Raw genomic sequence first — 25,098 nt, forward strand, 5'->3', positions numbered from 1 at the left:
GGTCAGCGCGACCGCCGCTTCGCCGCTCGCACCCGCCAGCGCCGCGGCAAAGGCGCGCGCCGCCCGGTCGCCGAGCGGGCCTAGCGGGGTGCCGTCCAGCGCCGCGGCGCTGTCCGCGACCGACCGGCGCAGACGCGCGCTCGCGCTTGCATCGGCGAAGCGCAGCCGGCCTTCGAAATTGGGCGTGACGCTGCCGACCGCGCCCTTGCCTTCGAGATGGACGCCGCTCGCTGCGAAGTCGCGCCCGGCCAGCTTGGCAACATCCGCTGCCAGCGTCAGCGCGGTGCGATCGGCCGTGCCGGTGAAGCGGCCCTTCACGCCGACCCGCTCGGCGGCGAGCGCGGGCATCGTCAGGCGCTGGACCAGTGCGTCGGCGGTGCCGTCCCATTGCTGCAGATTTTCGGCAAGCGAGACGTCCAGCGCGATCTGCGGCGCGGCGACCGCGACCGGCTGCGCGCCGCCGCAAGTCACGGCCGCGCCGCGCAACGGCCCCGTCAGCCGCGGGCGCACATCGCGCACCGCGAGTTTGCCGTAGAAAGTGATTCCCGTGCCGCGGCAATCGCCAGCGGCGATATGCGGGGCCACGAGCGCGAGGGTTCCCGCAAAATCGCGGCGCAAATTGCCGCCGCCGTTCAGCGCCGCGCCGACATTGCCCCACGGCGTTTCGATGCGCGCCCGCGCATCGCTTAGTCTGACCGCCATATCGGGCAAGGCGAACGGACTCTTGTCGGTCGGGTCACGAAATTTGTCGAGCGCGCCGAGCGACAATTGTCCATCGACGAAGCGGCCGTAGAGCCGCAGGCCGTCGGCGCGCACCGATGCGACGTAGGGACCGGACAAGCCGAGCCCGACCGACACCTCAAGCACCCGCGCGGTCAGGTCGGGATGCGCCGGATTACCGATAACGACGTTGCTGAGCCGCTGGGTCGACAGGCCGATGCGTTCGATCGCGTAGTGTGCCGGCACGCCCTTTTTCGCAAGCTGGTCCTGAATGAAACGGTCGGCGATCGGGGCGCGGACAACCCAAAGCCCGAGCGCCAGCGCACCGAGCGCGCCGCCGACGATCCACGGCGCCTTGCGCCGCCGCCGCACGCGGGCTGCCTCCGCCTCGCTCACCCGCGACCGAACCCGTCGGCCGCCTGTGACGTCACGCCGTCATCATAGGTCCGGCCAAAGCTCACTGCGCATACCATTGCTGTTCGATGCCCATCGGCAACGCAGGGCAAGACCATTCGATGCAGGAAAAAGCGCCGCGACATAGGCGCTTGTGTCTATGAGCGTTGAGTGGTGCCCACAAGGCGGTTATTGCCTTGACGATGGCCGACGCGCCCGCCCCCCTTCCCGATCATGCGGGCCACCGGTCGCGGCTTCGCGCGCGCCTGCTCGGCGGCGATGCCGACGGTATGGCCGATTACGAACTGGTCGAATATCTCCTCGCGCTTGCGATCCCGCGGCGCGATACCAAGCCGCTCGCCAAGACATTGCTGCGCGAATTCGGTTCGTTCCCACAGCTCGTCAGCGCCGATCCCGAATCGCTGCGCCGGGTCGACGGCATGGGCGACGGCGCGATCGCCGCGCTCAAGATCGTCCAGCAGGCCAGCCTCCGGATGCTGAAAGGGGAATTCCGCGAAAAGCCCCTATTGTCGAGTTGGGATGCGCTGCTCGACTGGCTGCGCGCCGACATGGGACCGATCGAGGTCGAGCGGGTGCGGGTGCTGTACCTCAACTCGCGCAACATGCTGATCCGCGACGAGGTCGCGAGCGAGGGGTCGATCGACCAATCGGCGATCTATGTGCGCGAAGTCGTGAAGCGCGCACTCGAACTCGGCGCCGCGGCGATCATCATCGTCCACAATCACCCCAGCGGAAACCCCGAACCGAGCCGCCAGGATATCGCGATAACGCGCGACCTCGCCGATGCCGCAGGGCGGCTGGGCATCGCGCTGCACGATCATATCATCATCGGCGGCAGCGGCCACCGCAGCCTCCGCGCGCTCGGGCTGCTCTGAATCAGGAGGCCCAAAAGGCCGGGCTTTACTTGCCCGGCCTCAGGCGACATCATCGCGTCATGCAGATTCGGCAGCGCCATCTTCGCTTCCGCCTTCACGCGGGTCAGCTTCTCGCGGGCTTCTAGCCCCGGGCTGTGGCGTGCCATGCCCCGGACCGGGGCTAGATTTCCGAACCATCCCGACAGGAGCGCGGCCGCGCCCTGCCCTTTCCATGCGGAAAGCAAAAAGAATGACAGTAGCCAAGACCACCTCGACCAAGGCAAGCAAACGCCCGCCCATTCACATGATCGACTCGGAGGCCGATGCGCTGACCGATCTCGCCCTCGGCATCGAAAAACGCATGCCGCAGGTCAGCGAACTGCTGATGCGCGAGATCGGCCGTGCGACCGTCCACAAGGAGCGCCACGTCCCGCGCGACGTCGTGACGATGAACAGCGAGGTCGATTTCGTCGACGAAGCGAGCGGCGCGGTGCGCAGCGTCCGGCTGGTCTATCCGTCGGATGCCGACATCGCGTCGGGGCGGATTTCGATCCTGACGCCCATTGGTGCCGGGTTGATAGGGATGCGCGCCGGCAGCGCGATCCTGTGGCCCGATCGCGACGGCCACGAACGGGCGTTGACGATCCGGGCAGTCATGCAGCCGCCGCGCGCGGCATGACGGTCATGGCAATGCAGCCGCCGGATCGCTCCGACGGCTGCATCGCCCCAAGCGGGGAGGACTGCGAAATCAGGCGCCGCGCGAAAGGAACGCGACCAGTTCTTCCTTGGTAACGCTGCCCGACTTGTCGGCGTCGGCCGTGCCATAAGCCTGATCGATCCAGCTCTTCACATCGGCCGATTCGGGATCGACGGCGGGATCCTGCGCGGTGCGCAGCTTCTTCATCCATGCGCCGAATTCAGCGGAGCTAAGGTCGCCCGACTTGTCGCCGTCATAGGTCGGAAATTCGGTTTCGACGATCTGGGCGATTTGCGCGGGGGTCGCGGCTGCGCTGCTCGACGGGGCGGGCGCGGTCTGCGCAGGCGCCTCGCTGGCCGGCGCCATCGTATCGGTGGCCGGCTCGGTGGGGGCCGGCGGAGCCGTCGTGTCGGTCGGTGCCGGCGCGCTATCGGGCATCGGCGCAGCCTCGGGCTGCTCGGTCGGCGGCGTGGTGCCCGGCGACGGCGGTGCTTCCTGGGCCAGCGCGGGGAAACTGATCGCGGCGGCGCCGATCAAAAGAACTTGCTTCAACATTATCTATCTCCTGTACCGGCGGCGGACCTGCATCTGTTTGCGATCCGCCGCCTTTTCTGAAGGGGCATGGGGGCAACCGTCCGCGTTCGCTGGAAGTTGCGGAGCGCGGGTGATTGGCGAAGCGGTCGACCCCTGCTAGGGGGCGCCCCATCGTGATTCCGTCGCGGTTTTGCGACAAGGCGCCGAACAGCGGCGCACAAAAGGAAGGTACATCAATGGTTCCGCGCTACGCCCGCCCGGACATGACCGCCATCTGGTCGCCCGAGAATCGCTTTCGCATCTGGTTCGAGATCGAGGCGCATGCGACCGAGGCGCTCGCGGAACTGGGCACGGTTCCCCAGTCCGCCGCGAAGGCGCTGTGGGACTGGTGGGCGACGAAACCCGTCATCGACGTCGACGCGATCGACGCCATCGAGGCGGTCACCAAGCATGACGTCATCGCCTTCCTGACCTGGGTCGCCGAAAATGTCGGCGAAGAAGCGCGCTTCATGCATCAGGGCATGACGTCGAGCGACGTGCTCGACACCTGCCTCGCGGTGCAACTCGCGCAGGCTGCCGACATCCTGCTCGCAGACCTCGACGCGCTGCTCGAGGCGATCAAACGCCGCGCATACGAACATAAGCTGACCCCGACGATCGGGCGCAGCCACGGCATCCATGCCGAGCCCGTCACCTTCGGACTCAAAATGGCCGAAGCCTATGCCGAGTTCGCCCGCTGCAAGGCGCGGCTGGTCGCAGCGCGCGCGGAAATTGCGACCTGCGCGATTTCGGGCGCGGTTGGCACCTTTGCCAATATCGACCCGCGCATCGAAGCGCATGTCGCGGCGAAGCTGGGCCTCGCGATCGAACCCGTGTCGACGCAGGTCATTCCGCGCGACCGCCATGCCATGTTCTTCGCAACGCTCGGCGTGATCGCCTCGTCGATCGAACGCCTGTCGGTCGAGGTCCGCCACCTTCAGCGCACCGAAGTGCTCGAAGCGGAGGAATATTTTTCGCCGGGGCAGAAGGGCTCGTCGGCCATGCCGCACAAGCGCAACCCGGTGCTCACCGAAAATCTGACCGGGCTTGCGCGCATGGTGCGCAGCGCCGCCATCCCTGCGATGGAGAATGTCGCGCTGTGGCACGAGCGCGATATCAGCCATTCGTCGGTCGAACGCTTCATCGGTCCCGACGCGACGATCACGCTCGACTTCGCGCTCGCGCGACTGACCGGCGTGGTCGACAAGCTGCTCGTTTACCCCGAGCGTATGCAGAAAAATCTCGATCGCATGGGCGGCCTCGTCCATTCGCAGCGCGTCCTGCTCGCGCTGACCCAGGCAGGGGCGAGCCGCGAGGACAGCTATGCGCTCGTCCAGCGCAATGCGATGAAGGTTTGGGAAAGCGACGGCGAGCTTTCGTTGCTCGAACTGCTGAAGGGCGATACCGACGTGACCGCGCGACTGTCGGCGGAGCAACTGACCGCGCTGTTCGACCTCGACTATCATATGAAGCATGTCGACACGATCTTTGCGCGGGTGTTCGGCGGCTGAACGCGCCGGGCCTCGCCCAGAGACTCGCATCGTGCGCCAAAGTCGCTTAGGGTTCGATGCAGAGGCCGGTAAAGGAGCGCAATAACGTGGGAATCGTGCGAACCGTCATCTGGGTGTTGCTGACCATCATTCTCGTCGTCTTTTCGATGGCCAACTGGAATCCGGTCACCGTGACCATATGGCCGGGACAGGTGCTCGACACCAAATTGCCGGTGCTGATCTTTGCCGCCTTTCTGATCGGCAGCCTGCCGCTGTGGATCGCGCTGCGTACCTCGCGCTGGTCACTGAAGCGCCGTATCGAAACGAGCGAACGGCAACTTGCCGACTTGCGCGCCATGGCCAACCGCCCCGCCGAGACGCCGCTCACGCCCGAACCGGCGCCGCAGTCGAAGCCCGTCAACGACATCCCACCCTCGCCGCTGGATCCGCAATGAGCTCGCCTGTCTATCTTGCCATCGACACCCCCCACCTCGATGCCGCGCTGACGCTGGCGCAGCGGGTGCGCCACCATGTCGGCGGGCTGAAGCTCGGCCTCGAATTCTTCTGCGCCAACGGTCATCACGGGGTGCACGAAATGGCGAAGCTCGGCCTGCCGATCTTCCTCGACCTCAAGCTGCACGACATCCCGAACACCGTTGCCAAGGCGATCCAGGCGCTGCGTCCGCTCGAACCCGCGATCCTGACCGTCCACGCCGCGGGCGGCCGCGCGATGATGGAAGAGGCCAAGGCAGTCGCGGGAAGCGCGACCAAGGTGGTCGGCGTTACCGTGCTCACCAGCCTCGACGCGCCCGATCTCGATGATATCGGCGTCGGCGGCACCCCGCACGACCAGGTCGTCCGCCTCGCCGCGCTGGCCCGCGAATCGGGTCTCGACGGCATCGTCTGCTCGGGCCAGGAAGTGAAGGCCGCGCGCAAGGCATGGCCCGGCGGCTTCTTCGTCGTACCGGGGGTGCGCCCTGCTGACGGCCGTGCCGGCGATCAGAAGCGTATCGTTACCCCGGCGCAGGCGATGGCTGACGGCGCCTCGATCCTCGTCGTCGGCCGACCGATCAGCCAGTCGCAGGACCCCGACCTCGCGGCGCGCGCGATCGAAGCGACGCTGTAAACACACTTTCATTCAACCATCGTAATTGCGAGGAGCCGAAGGCGACGAAGCAATCTCCAGCTATCGGGATTGTGTTACGCCGATGGCTGGAGATTGCTTCACTTCGCTCGCAATGACCTAAATGATCGAACCCTGATATATGCCCCCACTTGTCAAAATCTGCGGCCTCTCTACGCCCGAAACGGTTGACGCCGCTATCCGGCTCGGCGCGACGCACATCGGCCTCGTTCACTATGAACCGAGTCCGCGCCACGTCGATCTGAAGACCGCTGCCGCGCTTCGCCAGCGCGCCGGGGGGAAAGTGAAGGTTGCGCTCCTTCTCGTGAATGCCTCGCGACAGGTGACCGGCGAGGCGCTCAGCGCGGTGCGCCCCGACATCGTCCAGTTTCATGGCAATGAAACACCCCAATGGCTCGCCGCGGTCAAACGGCTCGTTCCCGCCGAAGTCTGGAAGGCGGTCGGCCTGAAGGATGCCGGAACGCTGGAACGCGTCCGGCAGTTTGAAGGTGCGGCCGACCGCATCTTGTTCGATGCGCCGGCAGCGGCGTTGCCCGGCGGCACCGGCGCCCGCTTCGACTGGTCGCTGCTCAAGGGCCATCGCCACTCGATCGATTGGGGCGTCGCAGGCGGACTGACCCCGGCCAATGTCGCACAGGCGATCGCCGAAACCGGCGCGCCGCTCGTCGATGTGTCGTCGGGGGTCGAAAGCGCACCGGGCGCCAAGGATATGGACAAGATCGCCGCTTTCCTTAAAGCGGTCGGCAGATGCTGACACCGCAGTTCCTCATGATGCGCATCGGAAAACGATGGCGCTGACCGCTTGAGACCCGATCTTCAAGTGCGCGCCCACCCGTAACCGATGGAAATGACCATGACCGAAGCACCGACCCTGCCCAACAGCCTCCGCACCCAGCCCGACGCGCGCGGCCATTTCGGCGCCTTCGGCGGCCGCTATGTCGCCGAAACGCTGATGCCGCTCATCCTCGACCTCGAACGCCATTATCGCGCTGCGCAGGCCGACCCTGCCTTCAAGGCCGAGTTCGACTATCTGCTCAAAAATTATGTCGGCCGCCCGAGCCCGCTGTGGTTTGCCGAGCGGCTGACGAACGATCTGGGTGGCGCGAAGATCTATTTGAAGCGCGAGGATCTGAACCACACCGGCGCGCACAAGATCAACAATTGCATCGGTCAGATCCTGCTCGCCAAGCAGATGGGCAAGACCAAGATCATCGCCGAAACCGGCGCCGGCCAGCACGGCGTCGCGACCGCGACCGTGGCAGCGCTCTTTGGCCTGCCCTGCACCATTTTCATGGGCGCGGTCGACGTCGCGCGGCAGCAGCCGAACGTCTTCCGCATGAAGCTGCTCGGCGCCGAAGTCGTCGCGGTCGAAAGCGGCGCGAAGACGCTGAAAGATGCGATGAACGAGGCGCTCCGCCACTGGGTCGCGAACGTCGAGGACACCTTCTACATCATCGGCACCGTCGCGGGGCCGCATCCCTATCCCGAACTGGTGCGTGATTTCCAGTCGGTGATCGGCGAGGAAGCGAAGGCGCAAATTCTCGAAGCCGAAGGGCGCCTGCCCGACATGCTGATCGCCCCCGTCGGCGGCGGGTCGAACGCCATCGGGCTGTTCCATCCCTTCCTCGATGACACAGACGTCGAGATCGTCGGCGTCGAAGCCGCGGGCGAAGGATTGGGCGGCAAGCACGCCGCCAGCCTCGCCGGCGGCAAACCCGGCATCCTCCACGGCAACAAGACCTATCTGCTGCAGGATGAGGACGGCCAGATCACCGAGGCGCACAGCATCTCGGCGGGGCTCGACTATCCGGGCATCGGCCCCGAGCATAGTTGGCTGCATGACATCGGCCGCGCGCGTTACGAACCGGTCACCGACGAAGAGGCGCTCGCAAGTTTCCAGAAACTGACCAAGCTCGAAGGCATCATCCCCGCGCTCGAAAGCGCGCACGCGATCGCCGCTGCCGAACGCATCGCGCCGACGCTGGGCAAGGACAAGATCATCATCGTCAATTGCTCGGGTCGCGGCGACAAGGACATCTTCACCGTGGCGGAAGCATTGGGGGTAAAGCTGTGACCCGCTTCGCCGCCGCCTTCGCCAAGCCGCGCCCTGCGCTCGTCGCCTTCATCACCGGCGGCGATGGCGACACCGCCGCGAACCTTGACGCGCTCGTCGCGGGGGGTGCCGATGTGATCGAACTGGGCATGCCCTTCACCGATCCGATGGCCGACGGCCCCGCGATCCAGGCCGCAAACCTGCGAAGCCTCGCCAAGGGGACGACCACCGCCGACCTGTTCGGTATCGCCGCCGCCTTCCGCCAGCGCCATCCCGACACGCCGCTCGTGCTGATGGGCTATGCCAATCCGATGACGATCCGTGGCGCCGACTGGTTCGCCGCAGAGTGCGCGAAAGCAGGGGTCGACGGCGTCATCTGCGTCGATATTCCCTCGGAGGAAGATCCCGAACTCGGCCCCGCGCTCCGCGCTGCCGGGGTCGACCTGATCCGCCTCGCAACGCCGACGACCGACGCGGCGCGCCTGCCAGACGTGCTGAACGGCGCGGGCGGCTTTCTCTATTATGTTTCGGTTGCCGGGATCACCGGGATGCAGCAGGCCGCTCAGGCGAGCATCGAGGATGCGGTTGCGCGCCTGAAAGCCGCGACCGACCTGCCGGTCGCGGTCGGATTCGGCGTTCGCACCCCCGCGCAGGCGGCCGACATCGCCAAGGTTGCCGACGGCGTCGTCGTCGGATCGGCCTTCATCGACATCATTGCCGAGCATGGCGACGCCGCGGCGGCGCATGTCGAGGCCTTCACCCGTTCGCTCGCCGATGCTATCCACAGCGCAAAGGAGATCGCCGCATGAGCTGGCTCGACCGCGTTCGCAACGCCCTGCCCTTCACCGCCAAGCGCGACACCGCCGACAACCTCTGGCACAAATGCCGCCAGTGTCAGCAGATGGTGTTCGTCAAGGAGTGGGAAGACAATCTGAACGTCTGCCCGCGCTGCGACCATCACGACCGCATCGGCGCCAAAGAGCGCTTCGCGCAGCTTTTCGACGGCGGCCTGCACGAGTTGATCGCCGCCCCCGCGGCACCCGAAGATCCGCTGAAGTTCCGCGACACCAAGAAATATGTCGACCGCATCAAGGCCGCACGCGCGCAGACCGGCGACCGCGACGCTTACCAGAACGCCTTCGGCCGCATTTCGGGCCAGGGCGCCGTGATCGGGGTGCAGGATTTCGCCTTCATGGGCGGATCGATGGGCGTCGCGGTCGGCGAAGCCTTCGTCGCCGGGGTCGAGGCCGCGATCAAGCGCGGCGTCCCCTACATCGCGATCACCGCCGCGGGCGGCGCGCGGATGCAGGAAGGCACGCTGTCGCTGATGCAGATGCCGCGCGCTACGGTTGCGCTCCAGCGGCTGCGCCGCGCGGGCCTGCCTTATGTGGTGCTGCTCACCGACCCGACGACGGGCGGCGTGACCGCGAGCTATGCGATGCTGGGCGATGTGCAGATCAGCGAGCCCAATGCGCTGATCGGCTTTGCGGGCCAGCGCGTGATCGAAAATACGATCCGCGAAAAGCTGCCCGAAGGATTCCAGCGCGCCGAATATCTGCTCGATCACGGGATGATCGACATGGTGGTGCATCGCAAGGAGCTGCCCGCGACGCTCGGCCGCCTGATCGGCTATCTCGCGCCCGAAAAGGCGGCTTGATCCCTCCTCCTGACGGACGGAGGGAGAATCCATGCCCGACCACGCGCACAGTTCCGATCCCGCCGTTCAGGCGCAGCTCGACCGCCTCGCGGCGCTGTCGCCGGGTCGCGACATATTGGGGCTGGAACGCATCGGCGAACTGTGCGCGCGCCTCGGCGATCCCCAAGACCGGCTGCCGCGGACCTTCCATGTCGCAGGGACCAACGGCAAGGGATCGACCTGCGCCTATCTGCGCGCAATACTGGAGGCGCAGGGGCGCAGGGTCCACGCTTATACCAGCCCGCACCTCGTCCGGTTTAACGAGCGCATCCGACTGGCGGGCACCCTGATCGATGATGCGGCGCTCGCGGCCTTGCTTGGCGAAGCCCTCGACGTCGCGGAAGGGCTGCACGCAAGCTTTTTCGAGGTGACGACTGCGGCGGCTTTCCTTGCCTTTTCGCGCATCCCCGCCGACGATTGCATCATCGAGGTCGGGCTGGGCGGACGACTCGATGCGACCAATATCATCCCGGCGCCGGCGGTGTGCGGCATCGCCTCGCTCGGCATCGACCATGAGGCCTTTCTGCTCGCGCCCGAAGACGGCACCCCGACGCGCCCTGCCGAACGGATCGCGTGGGAAAAGGCCGGCATAATCAAGCGCGGCGCCGCGCTGGCGACGCTCGCCTATCCGCCGCCGCTGGCGCGGGTAATCGCGGACCGGGCCGAGGCGGCGGGCGTGGTCCCGTTCGTCGAGGGCGAAACCTGGTCGGTCGAAGCCGTCGGCGACGCCTTTCGCTGGCGGTCGATGGACGGGGAACTCCCCGCCTTGCTGCGCCCGCGCATGGCGGGCGGGCATCAGATGCGCAACGCGGGCCTTGCGATTGCGATGCTCCATCTCGCGCCGGGACCGAAACCCGATGCGGGCGCGATCGAGCGCGGCATCGCCGCGGCTTACTGGCCGGCGCGGTTGCAACGACTGGAGAGCGGACCGCTCGCAAAGCTGCTCCCGCCCGCCACGACGGTGTGGCTCGACGGCGCCCACAATGCCGATGCAGGGCATCAACTCGCGCAGCATTTTGCGGGCGATGCGCGCCGCATCCATCTGGTCACCGGGATGCTCGCCAACAAGCATCCCTCGGCGTTGATCGATCCCCTCGCCGGCAAGCTCGCCTCGATCACCGTCGTGCCGGTGCCCGGGCACGAGCATCATGGCGCCTCAGCCTTCGGGCCGGAAGCGCTCGCGGCCGATACCGTCGAGGCTGCGCTGGCCGGATTGGCCGTAGACCCTGTGACCGAGATCGTCCTGATCGCCGGCTCGCTTTACCTTGCGGGCGAGGTGCTGCGCGCGAACGGCGAATTGCCCGATTAGGCCGACGCCTCGCGCGCATGCCGGGTACCCGCCGTGCCGACCGATTGGTCAACGAGCCCGCTGCGCATCATCAGCCAGAATAGGACAATACCCGGCAGGGCTGCGGCGACGGTGAACAGATAGAAGTTCACATTGCCCATATTGTCCATCATCGCGCCCGCCGTGGTGCCGGTCAGGAAACGACCGACAATGCTCGCTGCGGAGGAGATCAGCGCATAATGCGCCGCAGTGAAGCGCAAGTCGCAGAGTGCCGAGAAATAGGCGACGACAACGACGCCGCCGATGCCGCTCGCAATATTTTCGAACCCGATCGCGCCGGCGAGGCCCCAATTGCTGTGGCCCGCCGCCGCGAGCAGCGCGAAGCTGAAATTGCTCACCGCCATCAGGATCAGGCTGAGCAGTACCGACTTTTTCATGCCCATCCGCGCGTAGAGAATCCCGCCGATGAAAATGCCGATCAGATAGGCCCAGAAGCCGATACCGACGTCGTAGATCGCAATCTCGTCATTGCTGAAGCCAAGATCGTTGAGCAGCAGGCGCAGCGTCAGATTCGCGAGCGTATCGCCGATCTTGTGGAGCAGGATGAACAGCAGCACCAGCCAGGCGCCATGGCGACTGAAAAACTCGCGGAAGGGACCGATGATACCCGCGACAAGTCCTGGTTTGCCTTCGCGCGAGAGTGCCGCGCGGTGCCGCTCGGGCTCGCCGACCCAAAAGCCCGCAATGACCGCCGGCAATGCAAAAAGCGCACATGCCAGATAGGCCGCCTCCCATCCTTGCCGCGCGGCAAGATAGAGCGCGAGCGCACCGGCGCCCGCCGATCCGATCCGCCAGCCATATTGCGACATGCCCGATCCGACACCGAGTTGTTCGGGCTTCAATATCTCGATCCGGTAGGCGTCGATCACAATGTCGAACGTCGCGCCCGCTGCACCCACGAGAACCGCACCGACCGCCATTTCGAACAGCGCGGCGAATTCGCCTTCATGGCCAAGCCCGAACCGCTGCATGAGGTGCCCCACGGGGGACTGGCCGACCTGCTGCGGATCGACCAGCGCGAGATTGCCGACCGCCAGCATGACGAGCATGGCCGTCAGGATCAGCCAACTGATCCGTTGGCCGACCACCCCGGCCCCCGGAAGGCGGATCGTATCGACGATCCAGGCCCACAGCGGTTTGAAATTATAGACGAGAAAGGCGAGCGAAAAGGCGGTGATCGATGATTTTTCGAAACCGTCCTGCGACAGTCGCGTCGTCAAGGTGGCACCGATCATCGCATAGGGAAATCCCGACGAAATGCCGAGCAGCAGCGCCGCCAGCGGCGCGCGTTCCAGATAGGGCCGGATGCTGTCCCACCAGCTTTGCGGTGGCGGCGGCGCCATATCTGCCTGCATAGATCCTCCCTGTCGCGCTCGGCTGACCGGCGACGCATCGAACCGTTCGGCCTAAAGCAACAGGACCAAATTGGAAGCATCTATTTGGCGGGGCGCCCGATCCAGCGGACGGCGTGCACGCGCCCGCCGGCGCGGTCCTGCAACAGCACCGCCCAGCGGTCGGCGCCGCGCTGGCCCGCGATCGCTGCGGGTATTGCAGCCGCGCAGGCGCCGCTTGCGGGGCAAGGAACCGCCGCCTCGGCCAGCACCACATTGGTATAGCCCAGCGTCCGGTTGCCATTCTCGCCGCGGGCGACGTCGACCGAGGCGCGGTGCGCGATCGCCACGAAGCGCAATTCGGCACCCGCTGCGGACCGCGAAGCGACCACACGGCCGCCGTCGAGGCGAAGCGCCGCGTCGCTTGGCGCGGCGCCGAGCATCCGGCGCAGCGCCCGCTCGTCCGATCCGACGGCGGCCGCGCTCCCCTGCACGACGGTTTCGGGGGTATAAACGCCCGCCCCCGGCAGCCCGCGCCGCGCATAGCGGTCCTGAAGCGCATCGTTCGCGGCGCGCGCGAGCGTATCCTTCCATCCCAGCCGGTCCCAATAGGTAACGGGGCGGCTGACCGCGACCACGGAGCCTTCGGCATCCAGTCTTTCGAGCAACCGGTCGGCGGGCGGACAGGAGGAACAACCCTGGCTGGTGAACAACTCGACCAGCACGGGCGCCGCGGGCGGCGTCGAAGCCGCGATGGCGGCGGACGGTCGATCGGATGGCCCGAACAGGAGCGCGGCGGCCGCCCCCAAAGCCAAGCTGAACAGCGGAAGCAATATCTTCAACGGGATCCTCCTCGCGCATCGGCACTCAACCGCCGGTTCGGTGGAGGCAGCGGGCCGGTTACGCGGCCTCGGGACGCCAATAGGTTTGCATCCCGCTCACCTTGCGCGGCATCTTGTGCTTGCACACCATCGTCTCGACGGCGCGAACCGCGTGGAGAAGCGCCGCCGCCCCGTGCGGCTTGGTCAGGCAGGCGAGCGCGATGTCGCCCGCATCTTCGGGACATTGCCCCGTTACCAGCAGTACGGCAACGCCGCGGTCGCGCGCGAGCCGCGCAACCTCGCGTCCCGTCATGTGCCCCGCGAGCTTGAGGTCGAGGATCAGCGCATCGATCGTCTTGTCTGCCAGCATCGCGACAGCCGCTTCGCCCGAATCGACCGTCGCAACGACGTCATAGCCACCATGCTTCAGGGTCCGCTCATTGTCGAAAGCGACCAGCGGATCATCCTCGACGATCAGCAGCCGTTTGAAGCAGGACGGGCGGGACGCGAAGAGCATTTTACCTACCTTCCGTCCGCCGCATGACTCTGCGTGCGCGTCCTCGCAAGATTGCTTTTGCTTGCCATCGACGAAGCGACACTTTTCCGGCTATGAGCGTGGCCATATTACAACATCCCTTTTCCCGAATAACGATATGAAAGCCGCATCCGTTCCGATGACGACACGCCGCCCACCCCGTTCGCCGTCCCGCCCGCCCGCTTCCCCGCAGGGCGACGCTCCGCGTGGCCGCCGCAGCGCGCGCGCTGCACAACCGCCGCGTAAGGCTCCGCCGAAGGAAGAGGAGCGCGAGGACGGGCCGCAGCGCATCACCAAGCTCCTGGCGCGCGCTGGCGTCGGGTCACGGCGCGATGTCGAACGAATGATCGAGGAAGGCCGCATTGCACTGAACGGCGCGGTGATCGTGCAACCGGCGCCGCTGCTCTCATCGCTCGAGGGCTTGACCGTCGACGGCAATCCGGTCGCAAAGCCCGTATCGACGCGCCTCTATCGCTTCTACAAGCCGGTCGGCTGCCTGACCGCGGCGCGCGACCCCAAGGGACGCAAGACGATTTATGACGTGCTGCCCAAGGGGCTGCCGCGGCTGATGCCCGTCGGGCGGCTCGACTATAATACCGAGGGCTTGCTGTTGCTGACCAATGACGGCGAATTCAAGCGCCAGCTCGAACTGCCCGCCAGCGGGGTCGAGCGCACCTATCGCGCCCGCGCGTTTGGCGACATCAGCCAAGCGCAGCTCGAGGAACTGGTCGAGGGGGTCGAGATCGACGGGGTCCGCTATGGCAAGATCGACGCCAATCTCGAACGGCGGACGGGGCGCAACCAGTGGATCGAGCTGACGCTGACCGAGGGCAAGAATCGCGAGGTTCGCCGCGTGCTCGAACATCTGGGGCTGCAGGTGAGCCGCCTGATCCGGACGCGATATGGCGCTTTCGAGCTCGACGGCCTCGATGTCGGCGCGGTCGAGGTCGTACCACGCGATGCCTTGTTCCAGTTCCGGCGGCGGATGAGCTGATGCGCGTCATTTCCGGCAAATGGCGCGGTCGCAAGTTGATCGCGCCCAAGAATGATGCCACTCGCCCGACCGCCGACCGCACGCGCGAGACACTCTTCTCCATGCTTGCAAGCCGGCTCGGTAGTTTCGAGGGCTTGTATGTCGCCGACCTGTTCGCGGGGTCGGGCGCGCTGGGGATCGAGGCCTTGTCGCGCGGCGCCGTGCAGTGCCTGTTCGGTGAGCAGGATCGCGAGGCGATCGACGCCCTGCGCAAGAATCTGGCGGCGCTCGGTGCGGCCGGACGCGCCGAGGTGCGGGCCGGTTCGGTCCTCGCACTTGGGCCAGCGCCACGCAGTTTCGATCTGCTGCTGCTCGATGCGCCCTATGCAACCGGCGCGGGCAGTGTCGCACTCGACAAGCTGGCGCGGCTCGGCTGGGTCGATACCGATAGCTGGATCTCGATCGAAACAGGCGAGAAAGAAAGCGTCGACGTCGCGGGCTTCGCGATCGAAGCGGAGCGAAAGGTCGGAAAAGCTAAGCTGACGCTGCTCCGTGCCGACTAAAGATAGGGCTTCAGATTGAACTGCGCGTGACCGCGCTTCCCGTCGCGTTCATAATCGAACGCGACTTGATCCCCGGGCTTGCCGCCCAGCCGGCGCAACATCGCGTTCCATTCGACCCCCACAAGCGTATCGCCCGGTTGCAGCCCGGCGTCCTTGGCCGGGCTGCCGTTGCCAACATCCTCGATCACGATACGCGTACCTTTGCGGTCAAGCCACAGCCCCGACATCGGATAGCGCTCGGTTCCTGCAAAATCGAGTCCGTTGGGCGCCATCCATAGCTGTTTGCGCTTGGGATCCGTCGACAGGTGGAAATGGCGGATCATGTCCAACCCGACCAACCCCTCGACATTATCGAAATTGCCGTTCCGCGGGCCGGGCTCAGCAAGTGTGACCAGCGCGCGCGGAAAGGCGAATTTGTGAAGAAGGACCTTGTCCGCCCGGAACATACGGGTCCGCAGACTTCCTTTGCCGAAGCCGCTTGCACGCACGGGAACATAGGGTCGTTCGCTATCCCACCAACCGATGTCGCGCGCCGCCTTGCCATCGAGCAGGATGTTGCGGGGTGCGCCTGTGTCGATCAGGAAGCGCCCGGAAAAATCGCCGATCTGCACGGGCGTGGTCAAACCGTAGCTCGCCCGGCGGGGCATATAGCTTTCGGGTATCAGATACATGCCAGGCCGCTCGCTACGGCCATCGGGATAGATGCGCCACTGGTTCGCCACGAAATCAAGATCGCTGTCCATATCGGTAAACAGCGGCGCGCCGATCAATCCCCGGGTGCTCGAGTCGACGACTGACTTGGTGCCGTGAAATTCCATATAGGGGATGCGAAAGGTGCCGCCGATCACCACATCCTCGACGCGCAGGACCGACGTCCGCTCTACCCCGCCCAGGCCGCCGATAATGCTCGCGCCGCGTTCGCGCAGCTTGACGGAGTTCGCCCAGCTATCCGAAATCAGGCTTTCGGTGGTACCGGTGTCGAGAATGAACGGTTCGGGAGGCAAGCCTTCCACCGACACATCAAGCCAGACGCGATTGCCCTGCAGCCTGATCGGTGCGGCGAAGACCATTGGCGCCAAAGCGGCCGCGGAACCCGGCAGCATGAGGCTGGCGATGACCGGCCATGAGGCGATGAAAGAACGGCGTGCGATCAAGGACATGGGCAGATCTCGCGGTGGTGGGAGACTATCCGTTTGTTAGAGATTCAATGATGACGCCGCAATGACATTGCGCCTCACGCGTCACCGCGTTCAATTTTTGTCACCAAGGCCAGGCCGCAAAAGCTGACCAGTCCGGCGAGCGCCAGATAGAGGCCGACGACCTCGGTTCCGCGCCAGTCACCGAGCGCCTGCGCCGCGATCGGCGCGGCTGCGCCGCCTAATATGCCGCCGACATTGAAGGCGACCGACGCGCCGGTGTAGCGGACGCGCACGGGGAACAGGCCGGTCAGCCAGCTCCCGAGCGGGCCGTAGACGAGGCCCATGACGAACAGCGATGTGGCGAGACCTGCGAAGATCGTCAGCCAGCTCCCCGAGGCCAGCGCCGGACCGAACAGCAAGCCGACGAGCATCGTCGCGCCGCAGCCCCAGCGCAGCACGCGCTGCGCACTCGACGCATCGCTGGCATAGCCCGCAAAGATAATGCCGCCCGCCATGAACAATATCGCACCGAGCTGGATGAGCAGAAACTCCTCCTTCGGATAGCCGAGCGTGGTGGTGCCGTGCGCAAGGGCGAAGCTGGTCGCGAGATAGAAGATCGCGAAACAGGCGACGACCGCGAAGGTGCCGGCAAGCGTCGCGACGAAGTGGCCGCGCAGCAACTCGCCGATCGGCACGCCGACAGGCGCGTCGCGCTCCAACGCCTCCGAAAAGGCCGGCGTCTCACCGATCTTGAGCCGCACCCACAGGCCAAGGCCGACGAGCACGGCGGAAACAAGAAAGGGGATACGCCAGCCCCACGCCGCAAAATCGGCATCGCTCAGCCAAAGGCCGAGGAGCAGGAACAGTCCGTTGGCGGCGATGAACCCGACCGGCGCGCCAAGCTGCGGGAACATGCCGAAGCGCGACTGCCATCCCGGCGGCGCATTTTCGACCGCGAGCAGCGCCGCACCGCCCCATTCCCCGCCCAGCCCGAAGCCCTGCCCGAACCGCAAGATGCACAGCAGCAACGGTGCGACCCAGCCGACCATCGCATAGGTCGGCAGAAAGGCGATAAGCAGCGTCGAGGCCCCCATCAGCATCAGCGAGGCAACGAGCGTCGACTTCCGCCCGATCCGGTCGCCGAAATGGCCGAACACGACGGCGCCGACCGGCCGCGCGAAAAAAGCGAGCCCGAAGCTCATGAAGCTGAGCATCAGCTGCGCCGACGGCGATTCCGAAGGAAAGAAAAGCGGCCCGAAGACCAGCGCAGCCGCGGTGCCGTAGATATAAAAATCATAAAATTCGACTGCGGTGCCGACCAGACTTGCGGTCAAAATTCGGCGATGTCTGCGATATGGCTCCAGATTCACAGTCGCCCTCCCCCCCGGTCAAATCACCCCAGTTATCATCTGTTCCGGTGTGCGATTGCCGACGCGATGTCAAACCGGCGCGGGGCATCGGGGCCCGAGCGCACTGTCGCTACCGTGCAACGCCCCTTGCACTCATCCTCCGAATCGGTCACACCTTTACGTGAACGTAAAGGTAAAGACCGCGAGAGGATTCTTCCCCATGACCGACATACCGACCTTCGACACGATCAAGCTCGCGTGCAGCGACAATGTCGCGAAGATCACGCTCAACCGTCCCGAACGGCTCAATTCGATGCCGCCCGCGATGGCCGACGATATCCGCGCCGCGCTCGACTGGATGGGCGTCCTTGGCGCGCGTGCGCTGCTGATTACCGGTGAGGGTCGCGGTTTCTGTTCGGGCGCGGATCTGGCGGGCGATCGCAGCGCAACCGCTGTCGGCGGCGGCGCGAACAGTCGCAAGGCGCTGCGCAACCATTATAACCCGATGCTGCTCGCGCTCGCCAATCTCGACATTCCGGTCGTGACCGCGGTCAACGGCCCCGCCGCAGGGGTCGGATGCAGCTTTGCGCTGTCGGGCGATTTCGCGATTGCTGGCAAAAGCGCCTATTTCCTCCAGGCTTTCGTCAATATCGGCCTCGTCCCCGACGGGGGATCGTCGTGGCTGCTGCCACGGCTCGTCGGCCTGCCGCGCGCGACGCAGATGATGATGCTCGGCGAGAAAATCTCGGCCGAACAGGCCGCCGATTGGGGACTGATTTACAAGGCGGTCGAGGATGACGCGCTGATGGCTGAAGCCGAAGCGCTCGCAAAGCGGCTGGCCAGCGGACCGACGGTTGCGCTCGGCACGATGCGCAAGGTGCTGCGCGGCGGGTTGACGCAAAGCTATGCCGACACGCTCGACGCCGAGGCGATGGGCCAGTATCTGGCCGGCAACAGCGCCGATGCCGCCGAGGGCATCGCGGCCTTCCTTCAGAAGCGCAAGACCGAGTTCAAGGGCAAGTGAACTACTAGTGCTCCCCGGCGAAAGCCGGGGTCCTTTTGCGCGCCTTCTGACCCCGGCTTTCGCCGGGTATTACCCATGAACGCTGGGGCTTACTCCGCCGCTTCTTCGACCATAATCTTCTTGTAGATGCTCGTGCGCGGATAGGAGCAGAGACGCATCACCATCGGCTCGAAGAATTCCAGCGGCTCGCTTTCATAGTCGGGGTCGAACGCTGGCGCGTCATATTTTTCGCAGAATTCGGCGCACGCCGCGTAATAGGGATGGTCCTTGAACTGGTCGCGCATGTCGCGGTCGAGCCCGAGATAGTGGAAGAAATAATGGCCCTGGAAGATGCCGTGGTGCTGGACGATCCAAAGATTTTCTTCCGACAGGAAGGGCTTGAGGATCGCCGCCGCGACATCGGGATGGTTGAATGCGCCCAGCGTGTCGCCGATGTCGTGGAGCAGCGCCATCACCACATATTCCTCGTCGCGCCCATCGCGATGCGCGCGCGTCGCGGTCTGCAAGCAATGCTCGAGCCGATCAACGGGAAAGCCGCCATAATCGCCGCCAAGCAGTTTCAGATGATCGAGGATGCGCTTGCCGTTCTGCGGCGCGAATTCCTTCTGCTCGCGCGCGATGATATCCCAATCTTCCTGTGTGCCGTCGATCATCGAACGGAAGGACGCGTGATCGTGCGTCATGTCGGTCATGGCTGGCTCTCCCATATATCGGCGGCCAGTCTATGCGTTTCGTTGCGATATGCAACGCTGTTCAGCCGTCGCTATTCTACCGCGTAGGTCACGCCATATTTCAGCGCTTCGTCGAGCGTCAGGCAGCGGCGCGTCGATTTGTCCGGGCCGCTGCCCTTCACCGCCTTCTGCCGATACATGATGTCGGTCAGCAATTTGCGCGACACGCCCATCTTGATCAGGAAATCATTGTCCTCGCTCGCCAGCAGCGCGCTGTCCTGTTCGACGTCGCCGATCAGCTCGGTCGTCGCATCGGTGCCCATCGCCACGCTTTCGTCGATCAGCGAGCGGTCGCCGGTGCTGGTGAACATATGGACGATGAACTCGCCGCCCGGCTCGATCAGCCGCGGCGCGCCGCCCATGAAGACGAAATTGCAGGCGCTGAAACAGGCCCAGCCGCTCGGTATGCGCGTCGCAAGGCCGGGGTTCGACCGGATGATGCGCCCCGCGGCGTTGCCGGCGCGCGCATCGCCGCCGGGCGAACGCAGCCATATCTCGGATACGTCCGGATTGGCCTTCAGCGCGGCGCTCAGCCGGTCGGGCAGTCCCGAATCAACGCGGCCTTCGGCGAGCATCACCTTCATCGCGCCGCGCTTTTCGACCGTCAGCTTCATCGTCGGATTGGCCGACCAATTGGGGTTGAGCGGACAGGTCGGATTGATCGGGTCCATCTCGGTCGCCGCGGTCAGGCTGACGACCGCAAGCGCCGTGAGGGCGAGCTTCGGCAATTCAGGCCGCAAGAACATAGCGCGTATCACCCGGCCCCTTGCACATGCGTTTCGACACACGGGTTTCCGCGCCATCGACGATCACGAAGTCGTTGACGGTCATGCACTTCCTGCCGCCGTCCTCTGTGTTGATCGAAGCCACGGTCGACGACCCGCTGACATTGTCGCGCGTTTCGCTGGTCCAGTTCGACGTCGTGCCGACCGCTTCGCCGCGTGTCACCTCTTCGGTGGCCTTGGCGGCCTGCACCTGTTCGGCGGGGTCGAGGCGGCAAGCGATGGCGTCGGTCAGCGTTCCGCTGACCTCGGCGATCGGGACATAGGAATAGACGCCCGCCTTGCTGGCCGCGTCGCCCACCGCATCGCGGATCACACCGCCCAATATGCCGCGGCCGACGCTGCTGCCCTTCTTGCCCTTGGGACAACCGCCGTTGTCGCTTTCGCTCGACGTCGGGGCGGGGGTCGGCGTCGTGACCTTGCGCAGCAGCCCGCCGAACTGTGCCTGCGCGGGCGCCACCGCCAGCAGGGTGACGGCGGCCCAGGCGGGGACCAACATGATTCGCTTCATATGCGGCTCCAAAAAACCCGTGCCAAAACCTGTGATCGCGACCCCGCTTATCGCCGCGAAACTACGCCGCGCTGTGATTTCAATCAATGGGGCTGGCGCTGAGGCGATAATTGTCATGTCGGGAGGTTGAAATTATCGGCAAAGTGGATCAGACAGCGCGCCATGCTCTCGCAGAAGACCCGCTACACGATACGTGCCTTTCAGCATCTTGCCGATCATTGGGGCAAGGGTCAGGTCCAACTCGCGGACATTGCCGAGGCGCAGAATATCCCGCCCAAATTCCTGACCGTCATCCTGTCGGAAATGGCGCGCGAAGGGTTGCTCATCTCGCAGCGCGGACGCGATGGCGGCTATCAGCTTGCGCTGCCGCCGGTCGACATCAGCTATGGCGATCTTGTCCGGCTGACGCGCGGGTCGCTCGCGCTGGTCCCGTGTGCCAGCCGCAATGCCCACGAAACCTGCAAGAATTGCCTGCCCGAAGCCGAATGCCGGATGCGCACGCTGATGCTGAAGGTGCGCGACGATACCGCCGCGATCCTCGACCGGATCAGCCTGGCCGACCCGATCGGCTTCGAACCCTTGTTCGAAAAGGAAGAAATGGCGCTCTGACGCGCCACGCCAACCGGCACGGCAAAGAAAAAGGCCCGAACGCCGGTGCGTCGGACCTCTTGTTTTCGAGGAAATGGTGGAGCCTAGCGGGATCGAACCGCTGACCTCTACAATGCCATTGTAGCGCTCTCCCAGCTGAGCTAAGGCCCCGTGCCATTTCGTCTGGCCGCCCTGGGTGGTGCGACCGGGACGCCGCCTTTAGCAGCGCCTGCGTTCGATGCAAGGGGCCAAATGCATCTCCGCGATGCTTTTTTGGCCCCTCGCCGAAAAATCAGCTTTCGTCGTCTTCGTCGTCGCCGGTGGCGACGCCCAGATCGTCATCGCCGCCCAGATCGACATCGTTATCCGGCGAATCGCTGTCTTCATCGACATCGACGTCCAGATCCAGATCCTCGTCGATGGCCTCTTCCTTGACCTTGGTCGGCTTCTCGACTTCCTCGAAGGGCATCGGCTGCTTCGATTTCAGCACCGATTCCGGAATCCAGGAATAGCCGCAATTGATGCAGCTGACCGGATCATCCTTGGTCAAATCGTAGAATCGGGTGGCACATTTCGGGCAGCTACGCTTCGTGCCCCATTCAGCCTTTACCATATAAGCCTCGTAACCTTTTGGAAATCGGTTGATATTTCGGAAAAAGATGGGCGCCGGGCCGGCGATCCGTCAAATCGGCGTGCGCCTTGCCAGATTGTCGGGCCGCTGTCAAAAGCCGCACGCCATGACTGACCAGAATGCCCGCCCCCGCAGCTTCGCCGCGTCCGCTCCGCTTAAAGGTAGGATCGCGATTCCCGGCGACAAGAGCATTTCGCATCGCGCCCTGATGTTGTCGGCGCTCGCGGTCGGCACCAGCCACGTGAGCGGGCTGCTTGAGGGGCATGATGTCCTCGCCACCGCCGCGGCCATGCGCGCGATGGGCGCGAATATCGACCGCACCGGCGACGGCGAATGGGTCATTGAAGGCGTCGGTGTCGGTGGCCTGCTCCAGCCGCGCGAAGCGCTCGACATGGGCAACAGCGGCACCTCGACGCGCCTGCTGATGGGCCTTGTTTCCAGCCATCCGATCACGACCACTTTCGTCGGCGATGCCAGCCTGTCGGGACGCCCGATGGGGCGCGTCATCGATCCGTTGTCGCAGATGGGCGCTGACATCTCGGCCTCGCCGGGGGGCCGCCTTCCCTTGATGGTGCGCGGCCTCGCGCCCGCGGTGCCGATCGAATATCGGCTTCCGGTCGCCTCGGCGCAGGTCAAGTCGGCGATCCTGCTCGCCGGCCTCAATACGCCGGGAATCACCACCGTGATCGAACCCGTGCCGACGCGCGACCATAGCGAACGGATGCTCAAGGGCTTCGGCGCCACGCTGGACGTCGAAGTAGAATCCGACGGCACCCGCTGGATTTCGGTGATGGGCGAAGCCGAATTGCGGCCGCAAACGATCGTCGTTCCGGGCGACCCCTCGTCGGCCGCTTTCTTCATCGTTGCGGCGCTGCTCGTCCCCGGATCGGACGTCACTATTGCCAATGTCGGCCTCAACCCGACCCGCGCCGGCCTGGTCGAGGTATTGAAGGCGATGGGCGGGGATATCGAACTGCTCGATGCGCGCGAAGTCGGCGGCGAGCCCGTCGCCGACCTGCGCGTCCGCCACAGCCTGCTCCGCGGCATCGCGGTCGATCCGGCAGTCGCGCCGAGCATGATCGACGAATATCCGATTCTCTTCGTCGCCGCCGCGCTTGCCGAGGGGACGACCGTGACGACCGGCCTCGACGAGCTGCGCGTCAAGGAAAGCGACCGGCTGTCGGTCATGGCCGCGGGCCTCGCGGCGATCGGCGTGCGGGTCGAGGAGAGCGAGGACGGCCTCGTCATCCACGGCACCGGCGGCGACCCGCTGCCCGGCGGCGCGACCATCGCCGGCCACCTCGACCACCGCATCTGCATGAGCTTCGCCATCGCGGGCCTCGTCAGCAAGGCCCCCGTGACGATCGACGATATGGCACCGGTCGCAACGAGCTTTCCCAATTTCGAGGCGTTGCTGGAGGGCCTGCAGCGATGAACCGTCGTCCCATCCTGTCCATCGCGGCCCCGATCGCGCTCCTCGGCCTAAGTGCCGGCGCGGCCGGCGCGCAACAGGGCGCCACCCTTCCGACAACCGCCGACACGGCGGGCGCCTTTGCCGATACAGCGCGCGCGCCGGACCCGACGGCATCGGTCACCAGCGCGACGTGCGACGGCGACGTCGAATATTGTCCGAGCGGTGCGCAGCTTCGGGTCGACCGGAGCTTTTCCGATTATCCGATCGATAGCCGTGCGGCAGACGCCGGCAGCGGACTTCGGCCGATCGACGACGAGCCCTGCATCCCCGACGAGGGCTGCGAACGGCGCGACGCCGCCGGTGTGCGTCATTTTCTGTACGGAGACGGCGCCGACGACCTCCGTGTCATGATCAAGACGGTGGAGGCAAGCGAGTTCGAAGGGCGACCGATCGGCGCGCTCGATATCGGGGCGGCGCGCGACCAGTCCGAGGTGAGGGCCCGGGTTCGCCGCTTTCTGCCCGATGTGGCGTTCGACTGCGACCCGTCGCTCGTGTCGGGAAACGTCGGCCCCGTCGAATGCGGCGCGACGCTCAACCCCGGCTGGGTCGAAATCGGCTTCGACCACGATGGCCGGCTGCTCCGCGTGCGATTTGACGGCTATCAATTCGTATGAGCGCCTATATCTCCTCCTTTGCCGCGAACGCGATCGGCATCATCGGCAGCATCCTGTTCATCGCTGCGTTCGCCTATGCAAACATGGCCAAGACGCTGGATCAGTTGCTGTTCAATGCGGTGAACCTTGTCGGCGCGATTTTGCTGCTGATCTCGCTGTCGGTTCATTTCAACTTGGCGGCGTTTCTGCTCGAAGCGGCTTGGGCGCTGATCGCTTCCTGGGGCTTGCTGCGCGCCCTTCGCGCGCGCCGTACCCGCGGTGATTCGGCATGATTATCGCGGTCGACGGCCCTACTGCGTCGGGCAAGGGCACTATCGCCAAGGCGCTTGCCGAGCATTTCGGCCTCCCCGTGCTCGATACCGGGCTGCTCTATCGCGCTGTGGGCTATCAGACGCAGCTCAATCATGGCGATCCGGACAAGGCGGCCGACGCCCTCGTCGCCTGCGATTTTCCGGACGCCTTGCTCGACGATCCCGCGCTTCGCTACGAAAGCACGGGCAGCCTCGCCAGCCGCGCGTCGGTGCATCCTGCGGTGCGCAAGGCGCTGTTCCAGCGGCAGGTCGATTTCGCCAACCAGCCTGGCGGCGCCGTGCTCGACGGGCGCGATATCGGCACCGTGATCGCGCCGCACGCCGACGCCAAACTGTTCGTGACGGCAAGTGCCGAAGAACGCGCCCGCCGCCGCCATGCCGAGATGCTGGGGCGCGGGGTCGAAATCGGCTATGACGCCGTGCTCGCCGACATCCACGCCCGCGACGCCCGCGATATGGGCCGTGCCGACGCCCCCCTGCTCCGCGCCGACGATGCGATGCTGCTCGACACCTCGGCGATGGACCGCGATGCCGCGATCGCCGCCGCCATCGCCTTCGTCACCGAACGGACAAAGGCGCGCGGCTGACGGGAGTCCGCGGCCGACAGGGCTTTTCGCCTTGCCGAAAGCCGCGTTCGCGACTATACGCGCGCCGTCCGACGGGCCTTGTGGCCGGTCGAGGCACGGACGAACCGTCGCTCTCTATCGAGCGTCGGGCGTGATGGGCTATCCC

28 protein-coding genes, 1 tRNA gene and 1 pseudogene are annotated in these 25,098 nt (G+C 65.5%); 18 read left to right on the top strand and 12 right to left on the bottom strand.

Annotated features, from left to right (window positions below; genetic code table 11):
- A pseudogene (locus tag P1IM2_RS06845) lies at positions 1 to 1,092 on the bottom strand (hypothetical protein); the annotation flags it as partial.
- Positions 1,093 to 1,316: 224 nt separating this feature from the next.
- Between P1IM2_RS06845 and radC the strand changes: the two are divergent.
- The gene (gene radC / locus P1IM2_RS06850; RefSeq protein ID WP_186401911.1) at positions 1,317 to 2,009 is read left to right on the top strand and encodes a RadC family protein; all 693 of its coding nucleotides are present in this window, start codon (positions 1,317 to 1,319) and stop codon (positions 2,007 to 2,009) included.
- A 229-nt stretch (positions 2,010 to 2,238) separates the two neighbouring features.
- Positions 2,239 to 2,667, top strand: coding sequence for a nucleoside diphosphate kinase regulator (gene rnk / locus P1IM2_RS06855; RefSeq protein WP_082657299.1), 429 nt, complete (start codon positions 2,239 to 2,241; stop codon positions 2,665 to 2,667).
- Between the two features lie 69 nt (positions 2,668 to 2,736).
- Here rnk and P1IM2_RS06860 read toward each other — a convergent pair whose 3' ends face one another.
- Positions 2,737 to 3,240 (bottom strand): calcium-binding protein, encoded by a 504-nt coding sequence (locus tag P1IM2_RS06860; protein ID WP_186401912.1) that lies wholly within the window; start codon positions 3,238 to 3,240, stop codon positions 2,737 to 2,739.
- 215 nt (positions 3,241 to 3,455) lie between these two features.
- Here P1IM2_RS06860 and purB point away from each other — a divergent pair, with 215 nt between their 5' ends.
- From purB to P1IM2_RS06900, 8 genes are all read left to right on the top strand, one after another.
- Positions 3,456 to 4,769, top strand: coding sequence for an adenylosuccinate lyase (gene purB, locus P1IM2_RS06865; protein ID WP_186401913.1), 1,314 nt, complete (start codon positions 3,456 to 3,458; stop codon positions 4,767 to 4,769).
- Between the two features lie 86 nt (positions 4,770 to 4,855).
- Positions 4,856 to 5,203 carry a lipopolysaccharide assembly protein LapA domain-containing protein gene (locus P1IM2_RS06870; RefSeq protein ID WP_058811860.1) on the top strand — a complete coding sequence of 116 codons (348 nt, stop codon included), beginning with the start codon at positions 4,856 to 4,858 and terminating at the stop codon, positions 5,201 to 5,203.
- Complete coding sequence (gene pyrF, locus P1IM2_RS06875) at positions 5,200 to 5,874, top strand: orotidine-5'-phosphate decarboxylase (RefSeq protein WP_003044140.1); 675 nt, start codon at positions 5,200 to 5,202, stop codon at positions 5,872 to 5,874. Before P1IM2_RS06870 ends, pyrF begins: the two co-directional genes overlap by 4 nt.
- Positions 5,875 to 6,013: 139 nt before the next feature.
- Positions 6,014 to 6,646 (top strand): phosphoribosylanthranilate isomerase, encoded by a 633-nt coding sequence (locus tag P1IM2_RS06880; RefSeq protein WP_186401914.1) that lies wholly within the window; start codon positions 6,014 to 6,016, stop codon positions 6,644 to 6,646.
- A gap of 99 nt (positions 6,647 to 6,745) precedes the next feature.
- A complete protein-coding gene (gene trpB, locus P1IM2_RS06885) occupies positions 6,746 to 7,966 on the top strand; it encodes a tryptophan synthase subunit beta (RefSeq protein WP_062903211.1) in 1,221 nt (406 codons plus the stop codon).
- Positions 7,963 to 8,754 (top strand): tryptophan synthase subunit alpha, encoded by a 792-nt coding sequence (gene trpA, locus P1IM2_RS06890; protein ID WP_186401915.1) that lies wholly within the window; start codon positions 7,963 to 7,965, stop codon positions 8,752 to 8,754. Before trpB ends, trpA begins: the two co-directional genes overlap by 4 nt.
- Complete coding sequence (gene accD / locus P1IM2_RS06895; protein ID WP_003044151.1) at positions 8,751 to 9,602, top strand: acetyl-CoA carboxylase, carboxyltransferase subunit beta; 852 nt, start codon at positions 8,751 to 8,753, stop codon at positions 9,600 to 9,602. The genes trpA and accD overlap by 4 nt, the downstream gene beginning before the upstream one ends.
- Before the next feature lie 31 nt (positions 9,603 to 9,633).
- Positions 9,634 to 10,950 (top strand): folylpolyglutamate synthase/dihydrofolate synthase family protein, encoded by a 1,317-nt coding sequence (locus P1IM2_RS06900; RefSeq protein ID WP_186401916.1) that lies wholly within the window; start codon positions 9,634 to 9,636, stop codon positions 10,948 to 10,950.
- Here the strand turns inward: P1IM2_RS06900 and P1IM2_RS06905 are convergent.
- The 3 genes from P1IM2_RS06905 to P1IM2_RS06915 all read right to left on the bottom strand — a co-directional run bounded on the left by P1IM2_RS06905 (position 10,947) and on the right by P1IM2_RS06915 (position 13,658).
- On the bottom strand, positions 10,947 to 12,344 hold the full coding sequence (locus P1IM2_RS06905) for an MFS transporter (protein ID WP_003044156.1): 1,398 nt from the start codon (positions 12,342 to 12,344) through the stop codon (positions 10,947 to 10,949). The two genes, P1IM2_RS06900 and P1IM2_RS06905, sit on opposite strands and share 4 nt — an antisense overlap.
- Before the next feature lie 80 nt (positions 12,345 to 12,424).
- Positions 12,425 to 13,162: a DUF1223 domain-containing protein gene (locus P1IM2_RS06910; RefSeq protein WP_186401917.1), complete on the bottom strand. Its 738-nt coding sequence runs from the start codon at positions 13,160 to 13,162 to the stop codon at positions 12,425 to 12,427.
- A 58-nt stretch (positions 13,163 to 13,220) separates the two neighbouring features.
- Positions 13,221 to 13,658 carry a response regulator gene (locus P1IM2_RS06915; protein WP_003044165.1) on the bottom strand — a complete coding sequence of 146 codons (438 nt, stop codon included), beginning with the start codon at positions 13,656 to 13,658 and terminating at the stop codon, positions 13,221 to 13,223.
- A 157-nt stretch (positions 13,659 to 13,815) separates the two neighbouring features.
- Here P1IM2_RS06915 and P1IM2_RS06920 point away from each other — a divergent pair, with 157 nt between their 5' ends.
- Positions 13,816 to 14,670, top strand: a complete 855-nt coding sequence (locus P1IM2_RS06920; RefSeq protein ID WP_040590028.1) for a pseudouridine synthase — start codon at positions 13,816 to 13,818, stop codon at positions 14,668 to 14,670.
- Positions 14,670 to 15,212 carry a 16S rRNA (guanine(966)-N(2))-methyltransferase RsmD gene (rsmD, locus tag P1IM2_RS06925; protein WP_186401918.1) on the top strand — a complete coding sequence of 181 codons (543 nt, stop codon included), beginning with the start codon at positions 14,670 to 14,672 and terminating at the stop codon, positions 15,210 to 15,212. Before P1IM2_RS06920 ends, rsmD begins: the two co-directional genes overlap by 1 nt.
- On the opposite strand, the gene P1IM2_RS06930 is transcribed toward rsmD, so the two are convergent.
- Positions 15,209 to 16,315, bottom strand: coding sequence for an aspartyl protease family protein (locus tag P1IM2_RS06930; RefSeq protein WP_186401919.1), 1,107 nt, complete (start codon positions 16,313 to 16,315; stop codon positions 15,209 to 15,211). The genes rsmD and P1IM2_RS06930 overlap by 4 nt on opposite strands.
- A gap of 131 nt (positions 16,316 to 16,446) precedes the next feature.
- Positions 16,447 to 17,715, bottom strand: coding sequence for an MFS transporter (locus P1IM2_RS06935; protein ID WP_062903212.1), 1,269 nt, complete (start codon positions 17,713 to 17,715; stop codon positions 16,447 to 16,449).
- 205 nt (positions 17,716 to 17,920) lie between these two features.
- Between P1IM2_RS06935 and P1IM2_RS06940 the strand changes: the two genes are divergently transcribed.
- Positions 17,921 to 18,724 (top strand): enoyl-CoA hydratase-related protein, encoded by an 804-nt coding sequence (locus tag P1IM2_RS06940; protein WP_003044180.1) that lies wholly within the window; start codon positions 17,921 to 17,923, stop codon positions 18,722 to 18,724.
- A gap of 89 nt (positions 18,725 to 18,813) precedes the next feature.
- On the opposite strand, the gene P1IM2_RS06945 is transcribed toward P1IM2_RS06940, so the two are convergent.
- The 3 genes from P1IM2_RS06945 to P1IM2_RS06955 all read right to left on the bottom strand — a co-directional run bounded on the left by P1IM2_RS06945 (position 18,814) and on the right by P1IM2_RS06955 (position 20,748).
- Positions 18,814 to 19,416 (bottom strand): HD domain-containing protein, encoded by a 603-nt coding sequence (locus P1IM2_RS06945; RefSeq protein WP_186401920.1) that lies wholly within the window; start codon positions 19,414 to 19,416, stop codon positions 18,814 to 18,816.
- A gap of 71 nt (positions 19,417 to 19,487) precedes the next feature.
- Entirely contained in the window at positions 19,488 to 20,183 is a 696-nt protein-coding gene (locus tag P1IM2_RS06950; RefSeq protein WP_254535908.1) for a hypothetical protein, read from the bottom strand.
- Between the two features lies 1 nt (position 20,184).
- Complete coding sequence (locus P1IM2_RS06955; protein ID WP_260833940.1) at positions 20,185 to 20,748, bottom strand: hypothetical protein; 564 nt, start codon at positions 20,746 to 20,748, stop codon at positions 20,185 to 20,187.
- A gap of 162 nt (positions 20,749 to 20,910) precedes the next feature.
- Between P1IM2_RS06955 and P1IM2_RS06960 the strand changes: the two genes are divergently transcribed.
- On the top strand, positions 20,911 to 21,357 hold the full coding sequence (locus P1IM2_RS06960; RefSeq protein ID WP_058811379.1) for an RrF2 family transcriptional regulator: 447 nt from the start codon (positions 20,911 to 20,913) through the stop codon (positions 21,355 to 21,357).
- A 74-nt stretch (positions 21,358 to 21,431) separates the two neighbouring features.
- Here the strand turns inward: P1IM2_RS06960 and P1IM2_RS06965 are convergent.
- Positions 21,432 to 21,507 (bottom strand) — tRNA-Ala (locus P1IM2_RS06965).
- A 121-nt stretch (positions 21,508 to 21,628) separates the two neighbouring features.
- Positions 21,629 to 21,949: a TIGR02300 family protein gene (locus P1IM2_RS06970; RefSeq protein WP_003044196.1), complete on the bottom strand. Its 321-nt coding sequence runs from the start codon at positions 21,947 to 21,949 to the stop codon at positions 21,629 to 21,631.
- A 124-nt stretch (positions 21,950 to 22,073) separates the two neighbouring features.
- Here P1IM2_RS06970 and aroA point away from each other — a divergent pair, with 124 nt between their 5' ends.
- Genes aroA through P1IM2_RS06990 form a run of 4 tightly spaced genes read left to right on the top strand, consistent with a single transcriptional unit; the run spans position 22,074 to position 24,953 of the window.
- A complete protein-coding gene (gene aroA / locus P1IM2_RS06975; RefSeq protein WP_186401922.1) occupies positions 22,074 to 23,402 on the top strand; it encodes a 3-phosphoshikimate 1-carboxyvinyltransferase in 1,329 nt (442 codons plus the stop codon).
- Positions 23,399 to 24,055 (top strand): hypothetical protein, encoded by a 657-nt coding sequence (locus tag P1IM2_RS06980; protein ID WP_062902490.1) that lies wholly within the window; start codon positions 23,399 to 23,401, stop codon positions 24,053 to 24,055. The genes aroA and P1IM2_RS06980 overlap by 4 nt, the downstream gene beginning before the upstream one ends.
- Positions 24,052 to 24,327: a CBU_0592 family membrane protein gene (locus P1IM2_RS06985; RefSeq protein ID WP_231737183.1), complete on the top strand. Its 276-nt coding sequence runs from the start codon at positions 24,052 to 24,054 to the stop codon at positions 24,325 to 24,327. Before P1IM2_RS06980 ends, P1IM2_RS06985 begins: the two co-directional genes overlap by 4 nt.
- A complete protein-coding gene (locus tag P1IM2_RS06990; protein WP_186401923.1) occupies positions 24,324 to 24,953 on the top strand; it encodes a (d)CMP kinase in 630 nt (209 codons plus the stop codon). Before P1IM2_RS06985 ends, P1IM2_RS06990 begins: the two co-directional genes overlap by 4 nt.
- The last annotated feature ends 145 nt before the right edge of the window (positions 24,954 to 25,098 follow it).

It is taken from the genome of Sphingopyxis sp. P1IMeth2, from assembly GCF_900185685.1.
GTDB classification, from domain to species: Bacteria; Pseudomonadota; Alphaproteobacteria; order Sphingomonadales; family Sphingomonadaceae; genus Sphingopyxis; species Sphingopyxis terrae_A.

Excerpts from the sequence above, each read along its gene's own strand:
- P1IM2_RS06980 (WP_062902490.1), top strand. The coding sequence starts at position 23,399 with ATGAACCGTCGTCCCATCCTGTCCATCGCGGCCCCGATCGCGCTCCTC.
- P1IM2_RS06990 (WP_186401923.1), top strand. The coding sequence starts at position 24,324 with ATGATTATCGCGGTCGACGGCCCTACTGCGTCGGGCAAGGGCACTATC.
- P1IM2_RS06860 (WP_186401912.1), bottom strand. The coding sequence starts at position 3,240 with ATGTTGAAGCAAGTTCTTTTGATCGGCGCCGCCGCGATCAGTTTCCCC.
- purB (WP_186401913.1), top strand. The coding sequence starts at position 3,456 with ATGGTTCCGCGCTACGCCCGCCCGGACATGACCGCCATCTGGTCGCCC.
- P1IM2_RS06900 (WP_186401916.1), top strand. The coding sequence starts at position 9,634 with ATGCCCGACCACGCGCACAGTTCCGATCCCGCCGTTCAGGCGCAGCTC.
- rsmD (WP_186401918.1), top strand. The coding sequence starts at position 14,670 with ATGCGCGTCATTTCCGGCAAATGGCGCGGTCGCAAGTTGATCGCGCCC.
- P1IM2_RS06945 (WP_186401920.1), bottom strand. The coding sequence starts at position 19,416 with ATGACCGACATGACGCACGATCACGCGTCCTTCCGTTCGATGATCGAC.
- rnk (WP_082657299.1), top strand. The coding sequence starts at position 2,239 with ATGACAGTAGCCAAGACCACCTCGACCAAGGCAAGCAAACGCCCGCCC.
- P1IM2_RS06905 (WP_003044156.1), bottom strand. The coding sequence starts at position 12,344 with ATGCAGGCAGATATGGCGCCGCCGCCACCGCAAAGCTGGTGGGACAGC.
- radC (WP_186401911.1), top strand. The coding sequence starts at position 1,317 with ATGGCCGACGCGCCCGCCCCCCTTCCCGATCATGCGGGCCACCGGTCG.
- aroA (WP_186401922.1), top strand. The coding sequence starts at position 22,074 with ATGACTGACCAGAATGCCCGCCCCCGCAGCTTCGCCGCGTCCGCTCCG.
- P1IM2_RS06985 (WP_231737183.1), top strand. The coding sequence starts at position 24,052 with ATGAGCGCCTATATCTCCTCCTTTGCCGCGAACGCGATCGGCATCATC.
- P1IM2_RS06915 (WP_003044165.1), bottom strand. The coding sequence starts at position 13,658 with ATGCTCTTCGCGTCCCGCCCGTCCTGCTTCAAACGGCTGCTGATCGTC.
- trpB (WP_062903211.1), top strand. The coding sequence starts at position 6,746 with ATGACCGAAGCACCGACCCTGCCCAACAGCCTCCGCACCCAGCCCGAC.
- P1IM2_RS06970 (WP_003044196.1), bottom strand. The coding sequence starts at position 21,949 with ATGGTAAAGGCTGAATGGGGCACGAAGCGTAGCTGCCCGAAATGTGCC.
- P1IM2_RS06920 (WP_040590028.1), top strand. The coding sequence starts at position 13,816 with ATGACGACACGCCGCCCACCCCGTTCGCCGTCCCGCCCGCCCGCTTCC.
- P1IM2_RS06955 (WP_260833940.1), bottom strand. The coding sequence starts at position 20,748 with ATGAAGCGAATCATGTTGGTCCCCGCCTGGGCCGCCGTCACCCTGCTG.
- P1IM2_RS06940 (WP_003044180.1), top strand. The coding sequence starts at position 17,921 with ATGACCGACATACCGACCTTCGACACGATCAAGCTCGCGTGCAGCGAC.
- pyrF (WP_003044140.1), top strand. The coding sequence starts at position 5,200 with ATGAGCTCGCCTGTCTATCTTGCCATCGACACCCCCCACCTCGATGCC.
- P1IM2_RS06960 (WP_058811379.1), top strand. The coding sequence starts at position 20,911 with ATGCTCTCGCAGAAGACCCGCTACACGATACGTGCCTTTCAGCATCTT.
- accD (WP_003044151.1), top strand. The coding sequence starts at position 8,751 with ATGAGCTGGCTCGACCGCGTTCGCAACGCCCTGCCCTTCACCGCCAAG.
- P1IM2_RS06930 (WP_186401919.1), bottom strand. The coding sequence starts at position 16,315 with ATGCTGCCGGGTTCCGCGGCCGCTTTGGCGCCAATGGTCTTCGCCGCA.
- P1IM2_RS06880 (WP_186401914.1), top strand. The coding sequence starts at position 6,014 with ATGCCCCCACTTGTCAAAATCTGCGGCCTCTCTACGCCCGAAACGGTT.